This window comes from Sodalis sp. RH19 (assembly GCF_047324215.1).
Taxonomy (GTDB): domain Bacteria; phylum Pseudomonadota; class Gammaproteobacteria; order Enterobacterales; family Enterobacteriaceae; genus Acerihabitans.
In genome coordinates this window covers 2923935-2940934 of the sequence record NZ_CP178734.1, presented here as the reverse complement: position 1 = coordinate 2940934, position 17000 = coordinate 2923935, and the positions used below count along the sequence as shown (strand labels likewise).

Annotated in this window: 15 protein-coding genes and 1 pseudogene; 10 read left to right on the top strand and 6 right to left on the bottom strand. The window is 57.3% G+C overall.

The features are described from left to right. Positions 1 to 19: 19 nt before the first annotated feature. The 5 genes from idi (at position 20) to ACL2XF_RS13305 (ending at position 4521) form a co-directional block, all read left to right on the top strand. Entirely contained in the window at positions 20 to 562 is a 543-nt protein-coding gene (gene idi / locus ACL2XF_RS13325) for an isopentenyl-diphosphate Delta-isomerase (protein WP_413727016.1), read from the top strand. A 176-nt stretch (positions 563 to 738) separates the two neighbouring features. Next, a complete protein-coding gene (locus ACL2XF_RS13320; protein ID WP_410015967.1) occupies positions 739 to 1671 on the top strand; it encodes an ABC transporter substrate-binding protein in 933 nt (310 codons plus the stop codon). Positions 1672 to 1701: 30 nt separating this feature from the next. Next, the gene (locus ACL2XF_RS13315) at positions 1702 to 2853 is read left to right on the top strand and encodes an ABC transporter permease (RefSeq protein ID WP_410015966.1); all 1152 of its coding nucleotides are present in this window, start codon (positions 1702 to 1704) and stop codon (positions 2851 to 2853) included. Further along, the gene (locus ACL2XF_RS13310; RefSeq protein WP_410015965.1) at positions 2850 to 3788 is read left to right on the top strand and encodes an ABC transporter ATP-binding protein; all 939 of its coding nucleotides are present in this window, start codon (positions 2850 to 2852) and stop codon (positions 3786 to 3788) included. Before ACL2XF_RS13315 ends, ACL2XF_RS13310 begins: the two co-directional genes overlap by 4 nt. Before the next feature lies 1 nt (position 3789). Further along, positions 3790 to 4521, top strand: coding sequence for an ABC transporter permease (locus ACL2XF_RS13305; protein WP_410015964.1), 732 nt, complete (start codon positions 3790 to 3792; stop codon positions 4519 to 4521). A gap of 17 nt (positions 4522 to 4538) precedes the next feature. On the opposite strand, the gene ACL2XF_RS13300 is transcribed toward ACL2XF_RS13305, so the two are convergent. Further along, positions 4539 to 4643: a hypothetical protein gene (locus ACL2XF_RS13300; protein WP_410015963.1), complete on the bottom strand. Its 105-nt coding sequence runs from the start codon at positions 4641 to 4643 to the stop codon at positions 4539 to 4541. A gap of 248 nt (positions 4644 to 4891) precedes the next feature. On the opposite strand from ACL2XF_RS13300, the pseudogene dinG reads away from it, so the two are divergent. Next, positions 4892 to 6988 (top strand): annotated as a pseudogene (gene dinG, locus ACL2XF_RS13295) (ATP-dependent DNA helicase DinG); the annotation flags it as partial. Positions 6989 to 7065: 77 nt separating this feature from the next. Here the strand turns inward: dinG and ACL2XF_RS13290 are convergent. Further along, positions 7066 to 7503: a hypothetical protein gene (locus ACL2XF_RS13290; RefSeq protein WP_413727015.1), complete on the bottom strand. Its 438-nt coding sequence runs from the start codon at positions 7501 to 7503 to the stop codon at positions 7066 to 7068. 851 nt (positions 7504 to 8354) lie between these two features. Here ACL2XF_RS13290 and ybiB point away from each other — a divergent pair. Then, complete coding sequence (gene ybiB / locus ACL2XF_RS13285; RefSeq protein WP_413727014.1) at positions 8355 to 9335, top strand: DNA-binding protein YbiB; 981 nt, start codon at positions 8355 to 8357, stop codon at positions 9333 to 9335. Positions 9336 to 9420: 85 nt separating this feature from the next. Next, a complete protein-coding gene (locus ACL2XF_RS13280; protein WP_410015960.1) occupies positions 9421 to 11274 on the top strand; it encodes a M3 family metallopeptidase in 1854 nt (617 codons plus the stop codon). A gap of 21 nt (positions 11275 to 11295) precedes the next feature. On the opposite strand, the gene ACL2XF_RS13275 is transcribed toward ACL2XF_RS13280, so the two are convergent. The 4 genes from ACL2XF_RS13275 to dps form a co-directional block, all read right to left on the bottom strand. Next, a complete protein-coding gene (locus ACL2XF_RS13275) occupies positions 11296 to 11517 on the bottom strand; it encodes a hypothetical protein (RefSeq protein WP_410015959.1) in 222 nt (73 codons plus the stop codon). A 151-nt stretch (positions 11518 to 11668) separates the two neighbouring features. Further along, positions 11669 to 12310 carry a flavin reductase family protein gene (locus tag ACL2XF_RS13270; protein WP_410015958.1) on the bottom strand — a complete coding sequence of 214 codons (642 nt, stop codon included), beginning with the start codon at positions 12308 to 12310 and terminating at the stop codon, positions 11669 to 11671. A 159-nt stretch (positions 12311 to 12469) separates the two neighbouring features. Next, positions 12470 to 12736: a DksA/TraR family C4-type zinc finger protein gene (locus ACL2XF_RS13265; RefSeq protein WP_410015957.1), complete on the bottom strand. Its 267-nt coding sequence runs from the start codon at positions 12734 to 12736 to the stop codon at positions 12470 to 12472. A gap of 130 nt (positions 12737 to 12866) precedes the next feature. Further along, a complete protein-coding gene (gene dps / locus ACL2XF_RS13260; protein ID WP_410016595.1) occupies positions 12867 to 13373 on the bottom strand; it encodes a DNA starvation/stationary phase protection protein Dps in 507 nt (168 codons plus the stop codon). Between the two features lie 685 nt (positions 13374 to 14058). Here dps and ompX point away from each other — a divergent pair. Both ompX and ACL2XF_RS13250 read left to right on the top strand, forming a co-directional pair. After that, positions 14059 to 14577 carry an outer membrane protein OmpX gene (gene ompX, locus ACL2XF_RS13255; protein WP_410015956.1) on the top strand — a complete coding sequence of 173 codons (519 nt, stop codon included), beginning with the start codon at positions 14059 to 14061 and terminating at the stop codon, positions 14575 to 14577. A 716-nt stretch (positions 14578 to 15293) separates the two neighbouring features. Continuing rightward, positions 15294 to 16889, top strand: coding sequence for an ABC-F family ATPase (locus tag ACL2XF_RS13250; RefSeq protein WP_410015955.1), 1596 nt, complete (start codon positions 15294 to 15296; stop codon positions 16887 to 16889). The last annotated feature ends 111 nt before the right edge of the window (positions 16890 to 17000 follow it).

Below are 17000 nucleotides of genomic sequence, written 5' to 3'. Positions count from 1 at the left end.
GGCTTAATGAGACACTATCATGGCGTTTACCGAAGTCGTCCTCGTTAATGAGCGCGATCAGTGCGTGGGCAGGATGGAAAAACTCCAGGCGCATCGCGAGGGGCTGCTGCATCGGGCGATCACGGTATATCTCTTTAATCCACGCGGTGAGCTGCTGCTTCAGCAGCGCGCCGCCGGCAAATACCACTGCGGCGGTTTATGGAGCAATACCTGCTGCGGCCATCCCATGCCCCACGAGGATACCCAGACCGCGGCCCGGCGCCGCCTGCATGAGGAAATGGGCCTGCGCTGCGCCCTGACGCCGGTGTTTAAGCTGCAATACCGCCTGCCGCTGGCCAATGGGCTGATAGAACATGAATTCGATCATGTTTTTTTCGGCGTCAGCGCGCAGGCGCCGACGCTTAATCCCGAAGAAGCCATGGCCTGCCGCTACCAGCCATTGCCGGCGGTGCTGGCGGATATCAAGGCGCGTCCGGCGCGGTACACGCCCTGGTTCAAGCTGACGCTGGCCGCCATACCAGGCCATATAACCGAATTTATGCGCTTAAAGCGCGCGGGTTAAGGTTATTCTGCCCGCGATCTCCCCGCGAGCCTTAATGTTGTCTCCATACTTTCGGTTCTATTCTTATGCTTTCTTTTTTAATGAATAAATTCTAATTTGAACTATTCTTTCAAGAACATAATATCCGTTCAACCGCTGCGGATAATTTACCAATACCTCTGAGGGGAATGAAAATCATGGTCAATTTTTTTCATCACGGACGAGCGCTGTGTCTTGCCGCAGCCATGCTGGGTATGACCGCCGGCGCTCAGGCGGCCGATTCGGCGGTACGGGTGGGATCGAAGATCGATACCGAAGGTTCGCTGCTCGGCAATATCATTGTCCAGGTTCTGGAGTCCCACGGCGTCAAGACCATTAATAAATCCCAACTGGGCACCACCCAGGTATTACGCGGGGCCATCACCGCCGGCGAAATAGATATCTACCCCGAATATACCGGCAACGGCGCGTTTTTCTTCAGCGATGAAAAAGATCCCGCCTGGAAAGACGCCAACGCGGGTTACCAGAAAGTCAAAAAACTCGATTATGACAAGAATCATATTGTCTGGCTGGAACCGGCGCCGGCGAATAATACCTGGACCATCGCCATCCGCGAGGACCTGGCCAAAAGTAAAAATATCAATTCACTGGCCGATTTGGGCGGTTATCTGAAAGCCGGCGGCAAATTCAAGCTGGCCGCCTCGGCGGAATTTATCGAACGCCCCGACGCCTTGCCCGCCTTTGAAAAAACCTATGGCTTTAAACTGCAGCAGGATCAGCTGCTGTCGCTGGCCGGCGGCGATACCGCCGTGACGCTGAAGGCCGCCGCCGAACAGACGTCCGGCGTCAACGCCGCCATGGCCTACGGTACCGACGGGCCGGTGGCCGCGCTCGGGTTGCATACCCTGGCCGATCCGCAGGGCGTACAGCCTATTTACGCGCCGGCGCCCATCATCCGCGAGGCGGTGCTCAAACAGCATCCTGATATCGCGGCCTGGCTGAAACCGGTATTCGCCTCGCTGGATACCCAGACGCTGCAAAAGCTCAATGCCGGCATCGCGGTGGAAGGACAGAATGCCAGCAAAGTGGCGGCGGATTATCTTAAACAAAAAGGGTTTGTCAAATCCTAACCCTCCCGGCGCCGGGGAGAGCCGCCCTGCGTGGTTAAAAACCGCGTCCTGCTGACCCTGTCGCTATTGGCGATTGCGGCGGGCGTTTGGCTGCCTTTTGTCAACTATGCGCCGAACCGCCTGATGTCAGGCCAGGGCATCGGGCTGGCCGCCCTGCTGGGCGGTGGGTGGTTACTGCTGCTGGCGCCGGTTGCCGCGCTGGTGGCGCTGTGTTTTGTCGCGCCCTCGCGCCGCGCGCAGCTGGCGGTTATGCTGCTGGCGGAGGTATTGCTGTGGTGCCTGGTGGCGCTGGCCGGCGACACGGCCACGCAACTGGCCGGGCGGGGCGGGCATTTGGCGCGCACCTCGTTCGGCAGCGGTTTCTGGCTGCTGCTCGCGCTGTGCCTGCTGATCGCCGCCGACGCCATCGGCCGCGCGACCGCCAGTCATACGCTGCGCGTCGTGGCCAATGCGCAAATCTGGCTGCCGCCGGTGGCGCTGATCTGGACCGGGCGGCTGGATCAACTGTCGTTATTTATCGAATATGCCAACCGGCGGGAGATTTTCCAGCAGGCGCTGGGCGAACATCTGACCCTGCTGTTCGGCACCCTGGTGCCGGCTATCGTTATCGGCATTCCGCTGGGGCTGCTTTGTCATCGCTCGGCGCGCTGGCGCCCGGCGCTGTTTTCCACCCTCAACATTATCCAGACGATACCGGCCATCGCCCTGTTCGGCCTGCTGATTGCGCCGCTCAGCGGCCTGGCCGCCGCCTGGCCGTGGCTGCGCGACGCGGGGGTAGGCGGTATCGGCCTGGCGCCGGCGCTGATTGCCCTGGTGCTGTACGCGCTACTGCCGCTGGTGCGCAGCGTGAACGCCGGGCTGACGCAGGTACCCGCCGAGGTGATTGAAACCGCGCTGGGCATGGGCATGACCCGCGGGCAGATATTCCGCCGTATTCAGGTGCCGCTGGCGCTGCCGGTGATCCTCTCGGGCATCCGCATTATCGCCGTGCAGACCGTCGGCATGGGCATGATCGCCGCCCTGATCGGCGCCGGCGGTTTCGGCGCGCTCATGTTCCAGGGCCTGCTCAGCAGCGCGCTGGAGCTGGTCTTGCTTGGGGTGATCCCGGCTATCGCGCTGGCGGTGCTGGTGGACACGTTGTTTAAACTGATCATCTCTTTTCTTGAGACGGTACACCAATGATTCAATTTCAACATGTCAGTAAAATTTTTCACGGCAAACCGGCGGTGGAAGACCTGAACCTGAACATTGCCGAAAGCGAGTTTACCGTGCTGATTGGTACTTCCGGCTCAGGTAAGTCCACCACGCTTAAAATGATTAACCGTTTAATTGAACATGACCAGGGCAAGATTTTGTTCGCCGGCGATGAGATCCACAGTTTTAAACCGCAGGAACTGCGCCGGCGCATGGGTTACGCCATCCAGTCCATCGGCCTGTTCCCGCATTGGACGGTGGAGCAGAATATCGCCACCGTGCCGCAGCTGCTGAAGTGGCCGAAGGCTAAAATACGCGATCGCGTCACCGAATTGTTGGAACTGCTGCATCTGGACGCGGCGCAGTTCCGCGGCCGTTATCCCCACCAGCTTTCAGGCGGGCAGCAGCAGCGGGTGGGCGTGGCGCGCGCCCTGGCCGCCGATCCGGAGGTGCTGCTGATGGATGAGCCTTTCGGCGCGCTCGATCCGGTTACCCGCGCCGCGCTGCAGGCGGAAATTGCCCGTATTCACCAATTGTCCGGCCGCACGGTGGTGCTGGTGACGCATGATATCGACGAGGCATTGGCGCTGGCGGACCGCATTGTCTTGCTTGACCAGGGGCAGGTGATCCAGCAGGGTACGCCGCGTCATTTACTCACCCAGCCGGCCAATGTCTTTGTCAGGGATTTTTTCGGCCGCAGCGATATCGGCATTAAATTACTGGCGCTGGGCGCGGCGGGGAGCCATGCGCGCAAAGGCGAGCGCTTGCCCGGCAAACCGATAGCGGCCGCCATGACTCTGCGCGAGGCCCTGTCGGAGTTTGTCTCCCGCCAGACCGAACTGCTGCCGGTGGTGGATGAGCAGGGCGCATCGCTGGGCGTGCTCCATTTCCGCGATTTGGTCAAACCCGGGAAGGAGGAATAGCATGCTGCGCCGGGTAATTACCGATCCGCTGTTATGGTGCGCGCTGCTGCTGCTGGCGCTGATGTTCGGCATGACCAGGCTGGACTGGCTGTTCTCGCAGTTGTTTCCGGCGCTGGATCGTCCGGTCTATCTGCAGGACAGCTTTGCTTCGCTGGCCTGGGCCCATGTCCAACTGGTATTGCTATCAAGCCTTATCGCCGTGGCGATTGGCGTCGGCGCCGGTATCGGCGTGACGCGGGCGGCCGGCCGGGAGTTTCGCTCGCTGGTGGAAACCATCGTGGCGGTCGGCCAGACCTTTCCGCCGGTGGCGGTGCTGGCCGTCGCCGTGCCGGTGATGGGCTTTAGCGAACAACCGGCGATTATCGCGCTGGTGCTCTACGGCCTGTTGCCCATTGTGCAGGGAACCATCACCGGCATTGAAACGGTGCCGGCATCCATTCTGGAAACCGCCACCGGCGCCGGCATGAGCCGCTGGCAAATATTGCGCCGGGTGGAGCTGCCGCTGGCCGCGCCGGTTATCATCACCGGCATCCGCACCTCGGTGATTATTAATATCGGCACCGCCGCCATTGCCTCCACCGTGGGCGCCAAAACGCTCGGTTCGCCGATAATCATCGGCCTGAGCGGCTTTAATACCGCCTATATTCTACAGGGCGCGATGCTGGTGGCCCTGCTGGCGGTCATCAGCGATATGCTGTTCGAACGCTGGCTGCGCTGTTTTCACCCTACCTGATGGCCGCAGGGACGTCCTCAGCTATGGACGATGACGATATAACCGGCCAGCATGACGCCGCCGATGGCGCCGAGGGCGCACAGTGAGATCAGGCCGAACACGCCCGCTTTGATAAGATTCATACCCTTCCTTAAGGTCGCGATTCACTTCATTATAAGTGCTGCGCGCAGCGATACAAGCGCGATGGGGCGGCGCAGGTTACACCCCAGGCGTGGCTTATGCGCCTCAACCCGCCCGCGGCCCCTGGCCGTCTGGGCTGGATCCCGGTTCCAATACCGGTTGATAACTGCAGATATATACAGCATAAGGCTGACGCCGGAGCCGGTCTGTGGGACAATAACCCCATCCCGTATTGAGAAGATAAAGGCTCATGCCGCTGTCCGTCGCTACCAAAGCGCAAATCCATGATTGGTATAAAGCGCTGCAAAAACATATCCCGGATTTTATATCCCGCACGCCGCAGCGCCAGATGATTGCCGAAGTGGCGAAAGCGCTGTCCGGGGATATCGAACGCCATTTAGTGATTGAGGCGCCCACCGGCGTGGGGAAAACGCTGTCTTATCTCATCCCCGGCATCGCCATCAGCCGCGCCGAGGATAAGCCCCTGGTGGTCAGCACCGCCAACGTGGCGCTGCAGGACCAGATTTTCAGTAAAGACCTGCCGCTTTTGAAAAAGCTGATCCCGGATTTGAAATTTACCGCCGCCTTCGGCCGCAGGCGCTATGTCTGTCCGCGCAACCTGGCGGCCATGGCGGCGGACAACGTATTCCAGGGCGACCTGAAGCTGTTTCTCGATGACGGCCTGGTCCCCGCCGACGGTAAAGAGCGCACGTTATGCGGCAAAATGCAGCAGGACTTGGCCCGCTTCGCCTGGGACGGCCTGCGCGATCATTATCCCAAATCGGTGAGCGACGGGCTGTGGGGTAAACTCAGTACCGATAAAGCGAACTGTCTCGGACGTAATTGCCATTATTTCCGCGACTGTCCGTTTTTTATTGCCCGCAAGGAAATTGAAAGCGCCGATGTCGTGGTGGCCAACCATGCGCTGGTGATGGCGGCGCTCGACAGCGAATCGGTACTGCCCAATCCCAAGCATATGCTGCTGGTGCTCGACGAGGGGCATCATTTGCCCGACGTGGCGCGGGACGCGCTGGAAATGAGCGGCGAAATCACCGCCGGATTTATCGCCCATCAGCTGGAGCTGTTTATGCGCCAGACCGAACAGACCCTGGCGCAGTTCAAGCCGGCCAAGCCGCCCCTGCTCAGCGGCGGTGAACGCCTGAAGAACCACTGCGCTGAAATCCAGGAACTGGTGGCGCTGTTCGAACGGCAGGCGGTCTCCGTGCTGCCCAGGGACAGCGTGGCGGGGGAGTTTCGTTTTGCCATGGGGCAACTGCCCATCGCCATGAGCGAGCTGGCCGCGCGGCTGTTCAAGCTTACCGACGCGCTGCGCATGCTGACCGAGTTCCTGCTGAATGATTTGAGCGAGAAAACGGGCAAGCAGGATATTGTGCGCCTGCACCAGGCGCTGCTTCATACCAGCCGCACCCTGGGTTATTGGGAATCGGCCAGCAGGTTATGGAAGCTGGCGGCGCAGGATAAGGCATCCAATGCGCCGATCTCCAAATGGCTGACCCGTGAAATGTCCGATGGAGGCGCGCATATCTTCCTGCACTGCGTCGGCATCCGCGTCAGCGATCAGCTGGAAAAGCTGCTCTGGTCGAAGATACCCCATGCGGTGGTGACCTCCGCCACCCTGCGATCGCTTAATAGTTTTGCCCGGCTGCAGGAGCTTTCGGGGTTGCAGGAACGGGCGGGGGATCGTTTTGTTACCCTCGGGTCGCCGTTTGATCATCGCCATCAGGGCAAACTGGTGATCCCGCAGATGCACAACGAACCGGTGATGGCGCGGGAGGGCGAACATCTGGCCGAAATGGCGGCCTTTTTCCGCGCTGAGCTTGCCGCCGGCGCGCATCGCGGCATGCTGGTCCTGTTTGCCAGCCATCGCGCGATGCAGCTTTTCCTGACCCATGTCGTCGATCTGCGGCTGCAACTGCTGGTACAGGGCGACCAGCCGCGCTATCGCTTAATTGAAGAACACCGCCGGCGCGTGGATCAGGGCAAGACCAGCGTACTGCTTGGCCTGCAGTCCTTTGCCGAGGGGCTCGACCTGAAGGGCGAACTGCTGACCCAGGTGCATATCCACAAAATCGCCTTCCCGCCCATCGACAGCCCTGTGATCCTGACCGAAGGGGAGTGGCTGAAAACCCAGAAACGGCATCCGTTCGAGGTGCAAAGCCTGCCCAGCGCCTCGTTTAACCTTATCCAGCAGGTGGGGAGGCTTATCCGCAGCCATGAATGCACCGGTGAAATCGTTATCTATGACCGGCGTCTTATCACCAAATCCTACGGCGCGCGGCTGCTGGCGGCGCTGCCGGTCTTTCCCATCGAGCAGCCGCCGATGCCGATGCCGGCCGATGCCAAGCCCGGGACTGTCACGGCCAAGGGCTGAGAAACCGGCGGGCGGCTGGATGAGCCGCCTGTTCAGGCACGGCTTTCATTGTCCAGCTTTTGCGCTATGGCATGTTCCGCGGCCAGGGTAACCCGCGCCACCAGCCCCGGACAGTTAAACAGCCTTTCGTACACCCGGTCGGCAACAGGGCGAATAAGGTCAGGGCAATCCATCTGATGGTTATTCATATACAGCCTTACCACCGCGACGGTGGACGTTGCGGAGCCGTTCTCAATGCGGGTGATATGGGCATATTGGCGCCAAATTCCCGTTTTGGTCATGGCCTGCTGGATAATATCCCGGTTAAACGTCGGGGTAAGATTCAACGGCTTATTTTCCTTAAGCCGGGCGTCCATGACCTGATCGATGGTTTTATTTATCTGCGCCGGAAGATAAAGTGCAAATTCATTTGATATCCATTCTAGTTTATCTTTTTGTTCTTTCAATAAACCGGATTCCATTTCTTTCACTATGCCTTCCGCGGTTTGGCTAATAAAGGTTTCGCGATCGACCGGTCGGTCGTGTAATAATTCCAGCGGCAGATGCCTTTTCAACTGAAACTGGTCGTAAGCGGCGTCCCTGTTTTTTTGCGCGGCGCTAAGATCATAACGTTTACTGTTACAACCGACGAAGGCCGGTATAAAAGATTTAACCCCTCGGCCTGGCGAGGAACCGCCGCCGTTCCTTGACTCTGACGCGGCTACGCTATCGTCGTCTTCCGCTAGCGCATTATAGCTTTCCTCGCTATCCATGCTGGATTTAGCTGCAGCCCTTGCCGAATAGCTCCTGATATTAACCAGTTTTTTGATCACGGACGTTAATACGTGGGTCCTGAGTGTAACCTGGCCCTCACTCCATGATGTGATTTTCGTAAAGAAGGAGGAATTCATACCCGTTATATGCATAATGTTTTCCTGATAATAAATAACAAAATAGAAAGGTTAAAAAAGTCATTTTTTTATATCACGCATCAATGTTGCATTCGATGTTTTTACTACCCATTGAGCGTTATCTACAAGTCCGGTTATAAAAGAGAGCCATTTTGGCCTTTTTAATTAAACTTCAGTAAAGAATATTAAATTTTTAGCGGCAAGGCGTGCCGCGCGAGCGACGGGCCCAGACCGGACATAGGACAGTTTATGCGCGGCATGGTCGCGGCGACGCTGAACCCGGTTATCCCTATCCCGGCGCTGTATTTGCTAGGAATAAGTTGAAGCACTTTATTAGCGCGTTAATGAAAGGTATTGTGGATTGAGACATCCGCGTGATCGCGGCGGATGGCAGAGGTTGAACTTTACATGCGTATTGGAAACGGTCGGTTATGGATTATAGCAAGGTCATAAAAGAAGTCGGACGGGGAAAAAATCATGCCCGCGATCTGGAGAGATCCACCGCTGTTGCACTCTATCGCGCCATCCTGGCCGGAGAGGTGCCGGAGCTGGAGCTCGGCGGGCTATTAATTGCCTTTCGTATCAAAGGCGAGGCCGAAGAAGAGATGCTGGGCTTTTATGAGGCGATGCAGGAGCGGGTGATGGCGCTGCAGGCGCCGGCGGATATGCCGCCGCCGGTGGTTATTCCCAGCTATAACGGCGCGCGCAAACAGGCCAACCTGACGCCATTGCTGGCGATGGCGCTCGCGCGCCTCGGCTTTCCGGTCGTGGTGCACGGCGTTACCGACGATCCGGGCCGGGTGACCAGCGCGGAAATTTTCCGCGCCCTGGGCATAGCCTGGCACGATAACTCCCTGGCGGCGCAAAGCGCGCTGGTCATGGCGCGTGCGCCGGTATTTATCCCGGTGGGCCATCTGTGCCCGGCGCTGGACGCCCAGTTAACGCTGCGCTGGCGCATGGGGGTACGCAACAGCGCCCATACGCTGGCCAAACTGGCGACGCCGTTCCATCATCATCTGCACTGGCGTCTGTGCAGCGTATCGCATCCGGAATATATCACCCGTATCGCCGCCTTTTTCAACGCCATCAACAGCAGCGCCCTGCTGATGAACGGCACCGAGGGCGAAACCTACGCCAATCCGCAGCGTCTGGCGAAAATCTATGCCCTGCACCAAGGGCGGCAGCAGGTCATACTGGACCCGCTGGCCCATCCGCTGCCGCCGCTGGAAAATCTGCCGCGCGCGCGCGACGCGCTGACCACCGCGCGCTGGACCGAAGCCTGCCTGCGGGGCGAATTCGCCTTGCCGGAGGCTATCCGGCTGCAGTTGGCCGCCATATTGCTTGCCACCGGGCAAGCTCCCGCGCTTGACCAGGCGCTGGCGACTGTCGATCGCGCGATACCCCACGACTGACGGCGTACCCTGAACCAGAGCGGCATGGGCAAGCGCCTTTTGCCCTGACTGAGAAATGAAGCAATACCTGTTATCAGGAGATGTTATGCAACAGGCAGTAGCGTATTTTAACGCGCTGAACCGCGATTACCTGGCGGTTCATCAGACCAAGGAAGACCTTTTCTGGCAGCATTATATGGCCATCGGCGGCGAGGACGTCGCGGATCGTTTCGCCGCGGCGGAACAAGCGTATAAGCGGTTTATCGCGGCGCCGGCGCGCCCGGCGGAAATTCGCCGTCATATCGCCGCGCTGGAACTGCTGCCGCCAGGCCGGGAACGTGACGACACCCTGCACGGACTGCGCGGCTGGTTGCGTTTTTTTGACTGCAACGTGATTGAGGATGCCCGGGCGCAGACCCTGATGGATGACCTTATCGCTGCGGAAAACGACCTCTACGCCCGGCGCAAAACCCTGGCGCTGACCCATATCAACGATAAGGGCGAACGGGTGGCGGCCTCGTTGGGCGAACTGATGACCAATCAGGCCAATAACGCCGATGAATCAGCGCGCCAGAGCTCGCAGCAGGCGCTGCGCGAGCTGGAGCAATGGCTGTTGCATAACGGTTTTCCGGCGCTGGTGCGCCTGCGTAACCGCTTTGCCCGCCAGATGGGCTATCGCAATTACTTTGACTATAAGGTCAATAAAACCGAGCGGATGACGCCGGAACAACTGTTCGCCATTCTGGATCGGTTTGAACGGGAGACGCGGGAGGGTAATTTACGCAGCCTGCGGCAATTGGCGGCGGTAAAAGGCGAGAACGCGCTGCAACCCTGGAATATCCGCTACCGCACAGCCGGCGACGTGACCCGCCAGCTGGATCCCTACCTGCCGTTTGCCGAGTCCCTGGGCCGCTGGGTGGACAGCTTTAAACGGCTGCATATCGGCTTTAACGGCGCGCGGTTGCAGCTCGATCTGCTGGTGCGCAAGGATAAGTACGAAAACGGTTTTATGCATGCCCCCGTGCCGCCGTTCCGGCGCCAGGGCGAGTGGGTCCCGGCGCGCATCAATTTTACCAGCCTGGCCAAACCGGACCAGATCGGCAGCGGCATCAGCGGTATCAATACGCTGTTTCACGAGGGCGGGCACGCGGCGCATTTTGCCAATATCCGCCAGAACGCCCCGTGTTTTTCCCAGGAGTTTCCGCCCACCTCTATGGCCTACGCTGAAACGCAGTCCATGTTTTGCGACAGCCTGCTGGACGACGCCGACTGGCTGAAACGCTATGCCCTTAACGGCAACGGCGAGCCGCCGCCGGACGCGCTGATCCAGGCCGCCATCGCCGCGCGCCAGCCTATGCGCGCCTTTAACGAGCGCCATATCCTGCTGGTGCCTTATTTTGAATGGGCGCTGTATCAATGGGACGATGACCAGCTGACGCCCGACGCCATTACGCGGCTGGCGCGGGAAACAGAACAACGCATCCTGGGGATTGACGGCAGCCCGCGGCCGACGATGGCGATTCCGCATCTGTTATCGCAAGAGTCCGCCTGTTCTTATCAGGGCTATCTGCTGGCGCTGATGGCCGTGGAGCAAACCCGGCAGTTTTTCCTTAAGCGCGACGGGTATCTCACCGATAACCCGGCCATCGGGCCCGATCTTGCCGCCCATTACTGGCATCCGGGCAATAGCGTCGCCCATGACGATACGCTCAGGAGCCTGACCGGGGAGGGATTTAATCCGCTGTATTTGGCGGCGGCCTGCAACCAGACGGTGGATCAGGCTTGGCGTCAGGCGCAGGAGACCATCGCGCGCGGGATGGCGCGGCCGCAGCCGGCCGCCGATTTTGCCCTGGACGCCGTCATCACCGTTATCGACGGCGAGCGGGTGCTGGCATCCAACGCGCAGGGCGATGAGCAGATGTGCCGGGAGTTTGCCGCGGCGATTCGTCAGGCGTATTGATCCGCGGGTAAGCCGCTGCGATCAGTTTTTATGATAAACCGGGCTGTAGCCTTCGATAGCCTGGTTTTTTTCCGGGGAAAAAACCTGGCGCGGGCAATTGCCGGCGGTACTGGCGGTGGTTTTATTGATGCAGGCGCTGTCCGCGCGCGGGTTGCGCGGCATATCCGGCAGCCGATAGGCGGGCAGGGCGTAAGCCGCAGCGCTGAGCATCACAAGCAGACTGGCAAGGATTGTACGTTTCATAATAATCACGCTGTAAATAATATCATATCGGATGCTTATGATACGCTTGTTACATGGATTTTACAGCCGTGATTATTGATAAATTGCATCAGTAAATTTGATGGACAGTGACCGGCGTGTCTTGACGGACAAAGCGGCCGCCGCCCTGGGGTTAACGCGCGGGGCGATCGTCCGGACGCACTTTATCAAAGCGCTGCTCGTCCGAAATGCCGTAATACGCGCTCGGCCCTCCGGCGCGCAGTATGGGATGCGCGGCGGCGGTTTGGTATACGCCCTGCTCATTAAACAGCTTTTTATCAATATGTACCGCTACGACTTCACCCAATATCAGCCAGCTTTCGATTAATCCGCCCTGGGCGTCCTGCAACTGGATGCATTGGGTTAACTGGCACTCAAAATTGACCGGGCTTTCGGCGACCCGGTGCGCGGCCACCCGCGTTCCCTTGATGGGCGTCAGGCCGGCAAAGCTGAATTCGTCCTGTCCTGCTGGCAGCGAGGCGGAGCTGTTATTCATCGCATCGGCCAGTTCGCGGGTCGCCAAATTCCAGACAAACTCCCCGGTGGCGGTGATATTGGCCACGCTGTCCTTCCAGCCGACGCTGCAAAATCCGATGATCGGCGGATGGTAGTTAAAACCGTTGAAAAAACTATACGGCGCCAGGTTGCGCTGCCCTTGCTTATCGACCGAGGCAATCCAGCCGATAGGCCGCGGACCGATAATAGCGTTAAACGGATCGTGCGGCAGGCCGTGCCCGTGACGCGGTTCATAATAATAACGGGAAGATGAACTCATGGTTTCTCCAACACTATGGACATTTACGCCGGCGACGGGCATCGGCTTCTGTGCCGCCGGTAGCGGGCTTCGCACCGTGGTTAACACGTGGGATCGCGTGGGAAAGGGCGGCAATCCCCGACGTGGCGAGGTTGCAATAATAGTGTACTCAGGGAGCGCTCAGCGCAACTGGCTGTCTTTACTTCCCCGGCGGTTATAGCCACTGTGGGCCAGCTGTTTTTTATCTTGTTCGGACTGGCAATGCACGCACAGCTGCACACCGGGCAACGCCGCGCGCCGCGCCTGCGGAATAGGTTCGCCGCACTCCTGGCAATGATGGGCGCTTTCTCCTTGCAGCAGAGCGCTGCGCGCCCGCTGCACCGCGTCGTTGATGGTGGAATCGATTTGATCTTGTACCGCGCCTTCCGGCGCCCAGCCGCTTGCCATGGGATCGCTCCTCCCGTTAAGCCGGTGTGAAAAGTCAAAAAAGCCGGCAAGGTCATTACGCTGCCGGCTTTTGCTGCATTCAACTGATTAGCCGGCGCTAGTGCATCGCACCCACCGGCGAAGCAAGGTATTATTCGATATTAGACTCGATAAACCACAAGAATTTATCCAGATCGCGCGAAGCGGCGGTCAAGATATCAGCCGTATCTTCGTCGTCTTCTGCTTCGGAAATCGCCTTGCGGGTGTCGTTCGCCACCACGCCATAACGATCCGCCAGCGCTTTCAGATGATCCTGAACGCTGTGGATATTGGTCGGATAGCTGGTCAGCGGGGTCTTGTCATTGGTGACCTGTACGGTACCCAAGGCGACGCCGCCTAGCTGGACCACGCGTTCGGCGATGGTGTCCTGATGATCCTGGATAACGGTACGGAAACCATCAAGCATTTCGTGTACCGCGATAAAATTCGCGCCGCGCATGTTCCAATGGGCTTGCTTGGTGATCAGCGCCAGGTCGACATACTCGATCACCAGACGGTTTAACAGCGCGATACTGGAGACCTTGACCGACTCTTCCAGATCGTTACGCGTATAAATAAGTTCGGAAGATTTCGTTTTAACCAGTTTAGCGGTACTCATCATTAATCATCCTCTTAATTGATCATTATTAATTTCGTTCAGGCATAAAGTATAACAGCGTTTCGCAATCCTGCATCCTATCACTCATATCGCCGATACCTCTCAGTGTCGCCACCGCTGAACGCATTAAACAGCTTAGCAGGATAAAAGACATCAACCATGAGAGTACTCCCGGCATCACAACCGCGTTTTGTTGTTTCGGGCCGGTAATACAAATGGTTTTCATTTAAAATAATGCCTCTAATAATTATTATAGCAAAAAGTCTCTGGTTCAGCACAGCGTGCTGCAGAAACAGGCGCTGAAAATCAGGCAGAACGGCTGTGAAAGGAGATGCATTTTGTGTTCCAAAATGCCGTAATAACATAATTAAATAGTAGTGGCGGTTTTTATGAGCAGAAAATATGAGGGCGGCGACATGAGTTGTGAAAAAAAATCACGCGCATTGCACGATCGTGGTCTATTTTTTAGTCATTCAGTTCGGATTAATCTGGATATGTTGTAAGGATACGTAAAGTCTGATTTGTGACATATAGCACAAAACATAAGTAAAATGAATGGGATAGAAAGCTTTGAAAACTTATGTTACACGATACGTTTACTTGGACAACATTTATTAAGCAGAGTTTCGTGCTACTTTTTGTTATATTTTCATGGTTAGGACGTAAATTCACATTTGAGGTGGTTATGAACAAAATTGCATGTCTTTCAGCGTTAGCTTGTGTATTGGCAGTAGCGGCGGGTTCGGCGACTGCGGGCGAAAGCACCGTTTCCGCGGGTTATGCCCAAGGTGATATGCAGGGCGTCATCAACAAGGCATCGGGTTTTAACCTGAAGTACCGTTATGAAATGGATGATAGCGCGCCTTGGAGCATGATCAGCTCCTTCACCTACCTGGAAAAGAACCAGGCTGAACAAGGCACCTACGAAAAAGGCACTTACTACGGCATCACCGCCGGTCCGGCATACCGCATTAACGATTGGGCCAGCGTATACGGCGTAGTCGGCATGGGCGTGGGCCAATTTACCGACAACGCGCAAGACGGCCGCGATTCACACCGCACCAGCGATGTTGGCGTAGCATACGGCGCAGGCTTGCAGTTCAACCCGATGGAAAATGTCGCGTTTGACGTTTCCTACGAACAAAGCCGCATCCGCAGCGTAGACGTTGGCACCTGGATCGCAGGCGTTGGTTACCGCTTCTAATTTCCCTTCTGCGATCGGGCGGCGCCGGTTTTCCGGTTAACGACCCCGGTGTGGACATGATAAGCATGGCTGAGCATTTCAGCCATGCTTTTTTTTATCCCGGCCGCGCCCTCCCTACTTGGGCAGCGACACTTGTCCCGTATCGCCCATCCACCCTCCGGCCCGTATCAGGGCGCGCATGCTGTTCATAGCGCCGCTGCGTTTTTATATTCTTCCTGCCGCCAGAGCAGTATTTTAAAGAAGGGCAATGGTGAGCCGGGAATAATGGGCTATGGCATGCCACACCGCTATAGTGTCTCTCTTTTATCCTGCCTGACGGGACGCCCTTATTTATCGGTTATGCATTATTAGCGGTCGCCCTGGCGGGATGCTGGCGAAATGACACTGTATTTATCCTGCTCGGCGGGTAAATAAGGTATACCCTTATGATATGACAACCCTGATATTTATTGATGATGTTAATATGACAAAATATTAAATCAAATAATAATGCCTTATATTGGTTAGCGGGCCGAAAGAGGCGCGTAAGTTGCGGCCATCAGGGGCCGTTTTGCCGGCCGCGAACGCGGGCCGCGGTGCGCCAATCGGGCTCGGGGCCGCGTCGGGCACGCCAATTTTAATGCTTATGGCCATGGGTGCACACAGAGAGAGCAATTTTACAGCGGAGTGTGGCATAATGTGGTTAATGTCACGTTTTTAATGAAGAGTACCTCCTTTTGCTAATCTGTAACAACATCACCATGCAATTCGGTAGCAAACCGCTATTCGAAAATATTTCCGTAAAATTTGGCGGCGGCAATCGCTACGGCCTGATTGGCGCCAACGGCTGCGGTAAATCCACCCTGATGAAAATCCTGGGGGACGACCTGGTGCCTAGCGGCGGCCATGTCAGCCTTGACCCGAATGAACGCCTGGGCAAGCTGCGCCAGGATCAGTTTGCCTTTGAACAGTATACCGTGCTTGATACCGTCATCATGGGCCATGCCGAGCTCTGGGCGGTGAAAGAAGAGCGCGACGCCATCTACGCCATGGCCGAGATGAGCGAGCAGCAGGGCTATCGGGTTGCCGATCTCGAAGTTCTGTACGGCGAGATGGATGGTTATACCGCCGAGGCGCGCGCCGGTGAGCTTCTGTTGGGCGTCGGCATTCCTCTTGAGCAGCATTACGGTCCGATGAGCGAAGTGGCGCCTGGCTGGAAACTGCGCGTGCTGCTGGCGCAGGCGCTGTTCGCCAATCCGGATATTCTGCTGCTTGACGAACCTACCAATAACCTGGATATCAATACCATCCGCTGGCTGGAGCAGGTATTGAACGAGCGCAACAGCACCATGGTCATTATTTCCCATGACCGGCACTTCCTGAATATGGTCTGCACCCATATGGCGGATTTGGATTACGGTGAACTGCGCATCTATCCCGGCAATTACGACGATTATATGACCGCGTCCACCCAGGCGCGCGAACAGCTGATGTCCGGCAACGCCAAGAAAAAGGCGCAGATTGCCGAATTGCAGTCCTTTGTCAGCCGCTTTAGCGCCAATGCGTCCAAATCACGCCAGGCAACCTCCCGCGCCCGCCAGATTGAAAAAATCAAGCTGGACGAGGTGAAGGTGTCCAGTCGCCAGAATCCATTTATCCGCTTCGAGCAGGATAAAAAATTGTTCCGCAACGCCCTGGAAGTACAGCAGCTGACCCAGGGTTATGACGGCCAGCCGCCTCTGTTCAGTAAAATAAACCTGATGCTGGAAGTGGGCGAAAAGATGGCGGTGCTCGGTCCCAACGGCATCGGTAAAACCACCCTGCTGAAAAGCCTGGTGGGCGAGCTGCCGCCGGTGGGCGGCACCATCAAGTGGTCCGAGAACGTCAGCATCGGTTATTATGCCCAGGATCATTCCAGCGAGTTCACCGAAAACATTAACGTGTTTGACTGGATGAGCCAATGGAAACAGCCCAGCGACGACGAACAGGCGGTGCGCAGCATCCTTGGCCGGTTGCTGTTCAGCCAGGACGATATCAATAAACCGGTCAGCGTCTTATCCGGCGGCGAAAAGGGCCGCATGATGTTCGGCAAGCTGATGATGGAAAAACCCAATATCCTGCTGATGGACGAACCCACCAACCATTTGGATATGGAATCCATTGAGTCGCTGAACTCGGCGCTGGAACTGTACCAGGGGACGCTGATATTTGTGTCCCATGACCGCGAATTCGTCAGTTCGCTGGCGACGCGCATCCTGGAATTAACGCCGGAAAAAGCGATAGATTTCAGCGGTAACTATGAAGATTACCTGCGCAGCCAGGGTTTAAACTAAGCTGATGACGGTTTAAACGCCGTTTTAAGCGCCGGCCCTGGTTGCGCGGGGCCGTTCCATTTCTCCTATTGCCGCGCAGTGTTCGCCGGAGCAACGCCGCCCGCGCCAAAC

Excerpts from the sequence above, each read along its gene's own strand:
- idi (WP_413727016.1), top strand. The coding sequence starts at position 20 with ATGGCGTTTACCGAAGTCGTCCTCGTTAATGAGCGCGATCAGTGCGTG.
- ACL2XF_RS13320 (WP_410015967.1), top strand. The coding sequence starts at position 739 with ATGGTCAATTTTTTTCATCACGGACGAGCGCTGTGTCTTGCCGCAGCC.
- ACL2XF_RS13310 (WP_410015965.1), top strand. The coding sequence starts at position 2,850 with ATGATTCAATTTCAACATGTCAGTAAAATTTTTCACGGCAAACCGGCG.
- ACL2XF_RS13305 (WP_410015964.1), top strand. The coding sequence starts at position 3,790 with ATGCTGCGCCGGGTAATTACCGATCCGCTGTTATGGTGCGCGCTGCTG.
- ACL2XF_RS13300 (WP_410015963.1), bottom strand. The coding sequence starts at position 4,643 with ATGAATCTTATCAAAGCGGGCGTGTTCGGCCTGATCTCACTGTGCGCC.
- ybiB (WP_413727014.1), top strand. The coding sequence starts at position 8,355 with ATGGATTATAGCAAGGTCATAAAAGAAGTCGGACGGGGAAAAAATCAT.
- ACL2XF_RS13280 (WP_410015960.1), top strand. The coding sequence starts at position 9,421 with ATGCAACAGGCAGTAGCGTATTTTAACGCGCTGAACCGCGATTACCTG.
- ACL2XF_RS13275 (WP_410015959.1), bottom strand. The coding sequence starts at position 11,517 with ATGAAACGTACAATCCTTGCCAGTCTGCTTGTGATGCTCAGCGCTGCG.
- ACL2XF_RS13270 (WP_410015958.1), bottom strand. The coding sequence starts at position 12,310 with ATGAGTTCATCTTCCCGTTATTATTATGAACCGCGTCACGGGCACGGC.
- ACL2XF_RS13265 (WP_410015957.1), bottom strand. The coding sequence starts at position 12,736 with ATGGCAAGCGGCTGGGCGCCGGAAGGCGCGGTACAAGATCAAATCGAT.
- dps (WP_410016595.1), bottom strand. The coding sequence starts at position 13,373 with ATGAGTACCGCTAAACTGGTTAAAACGAAATCTTCCGAACTTATTTAT.
- ompX (WP_410015956.1), top strand. The coding sequence starts at position 14,059 with ATGAACAAAATTGCATGTCTTTCAGCGTTAGCTTGTGTATTGGCAGTA.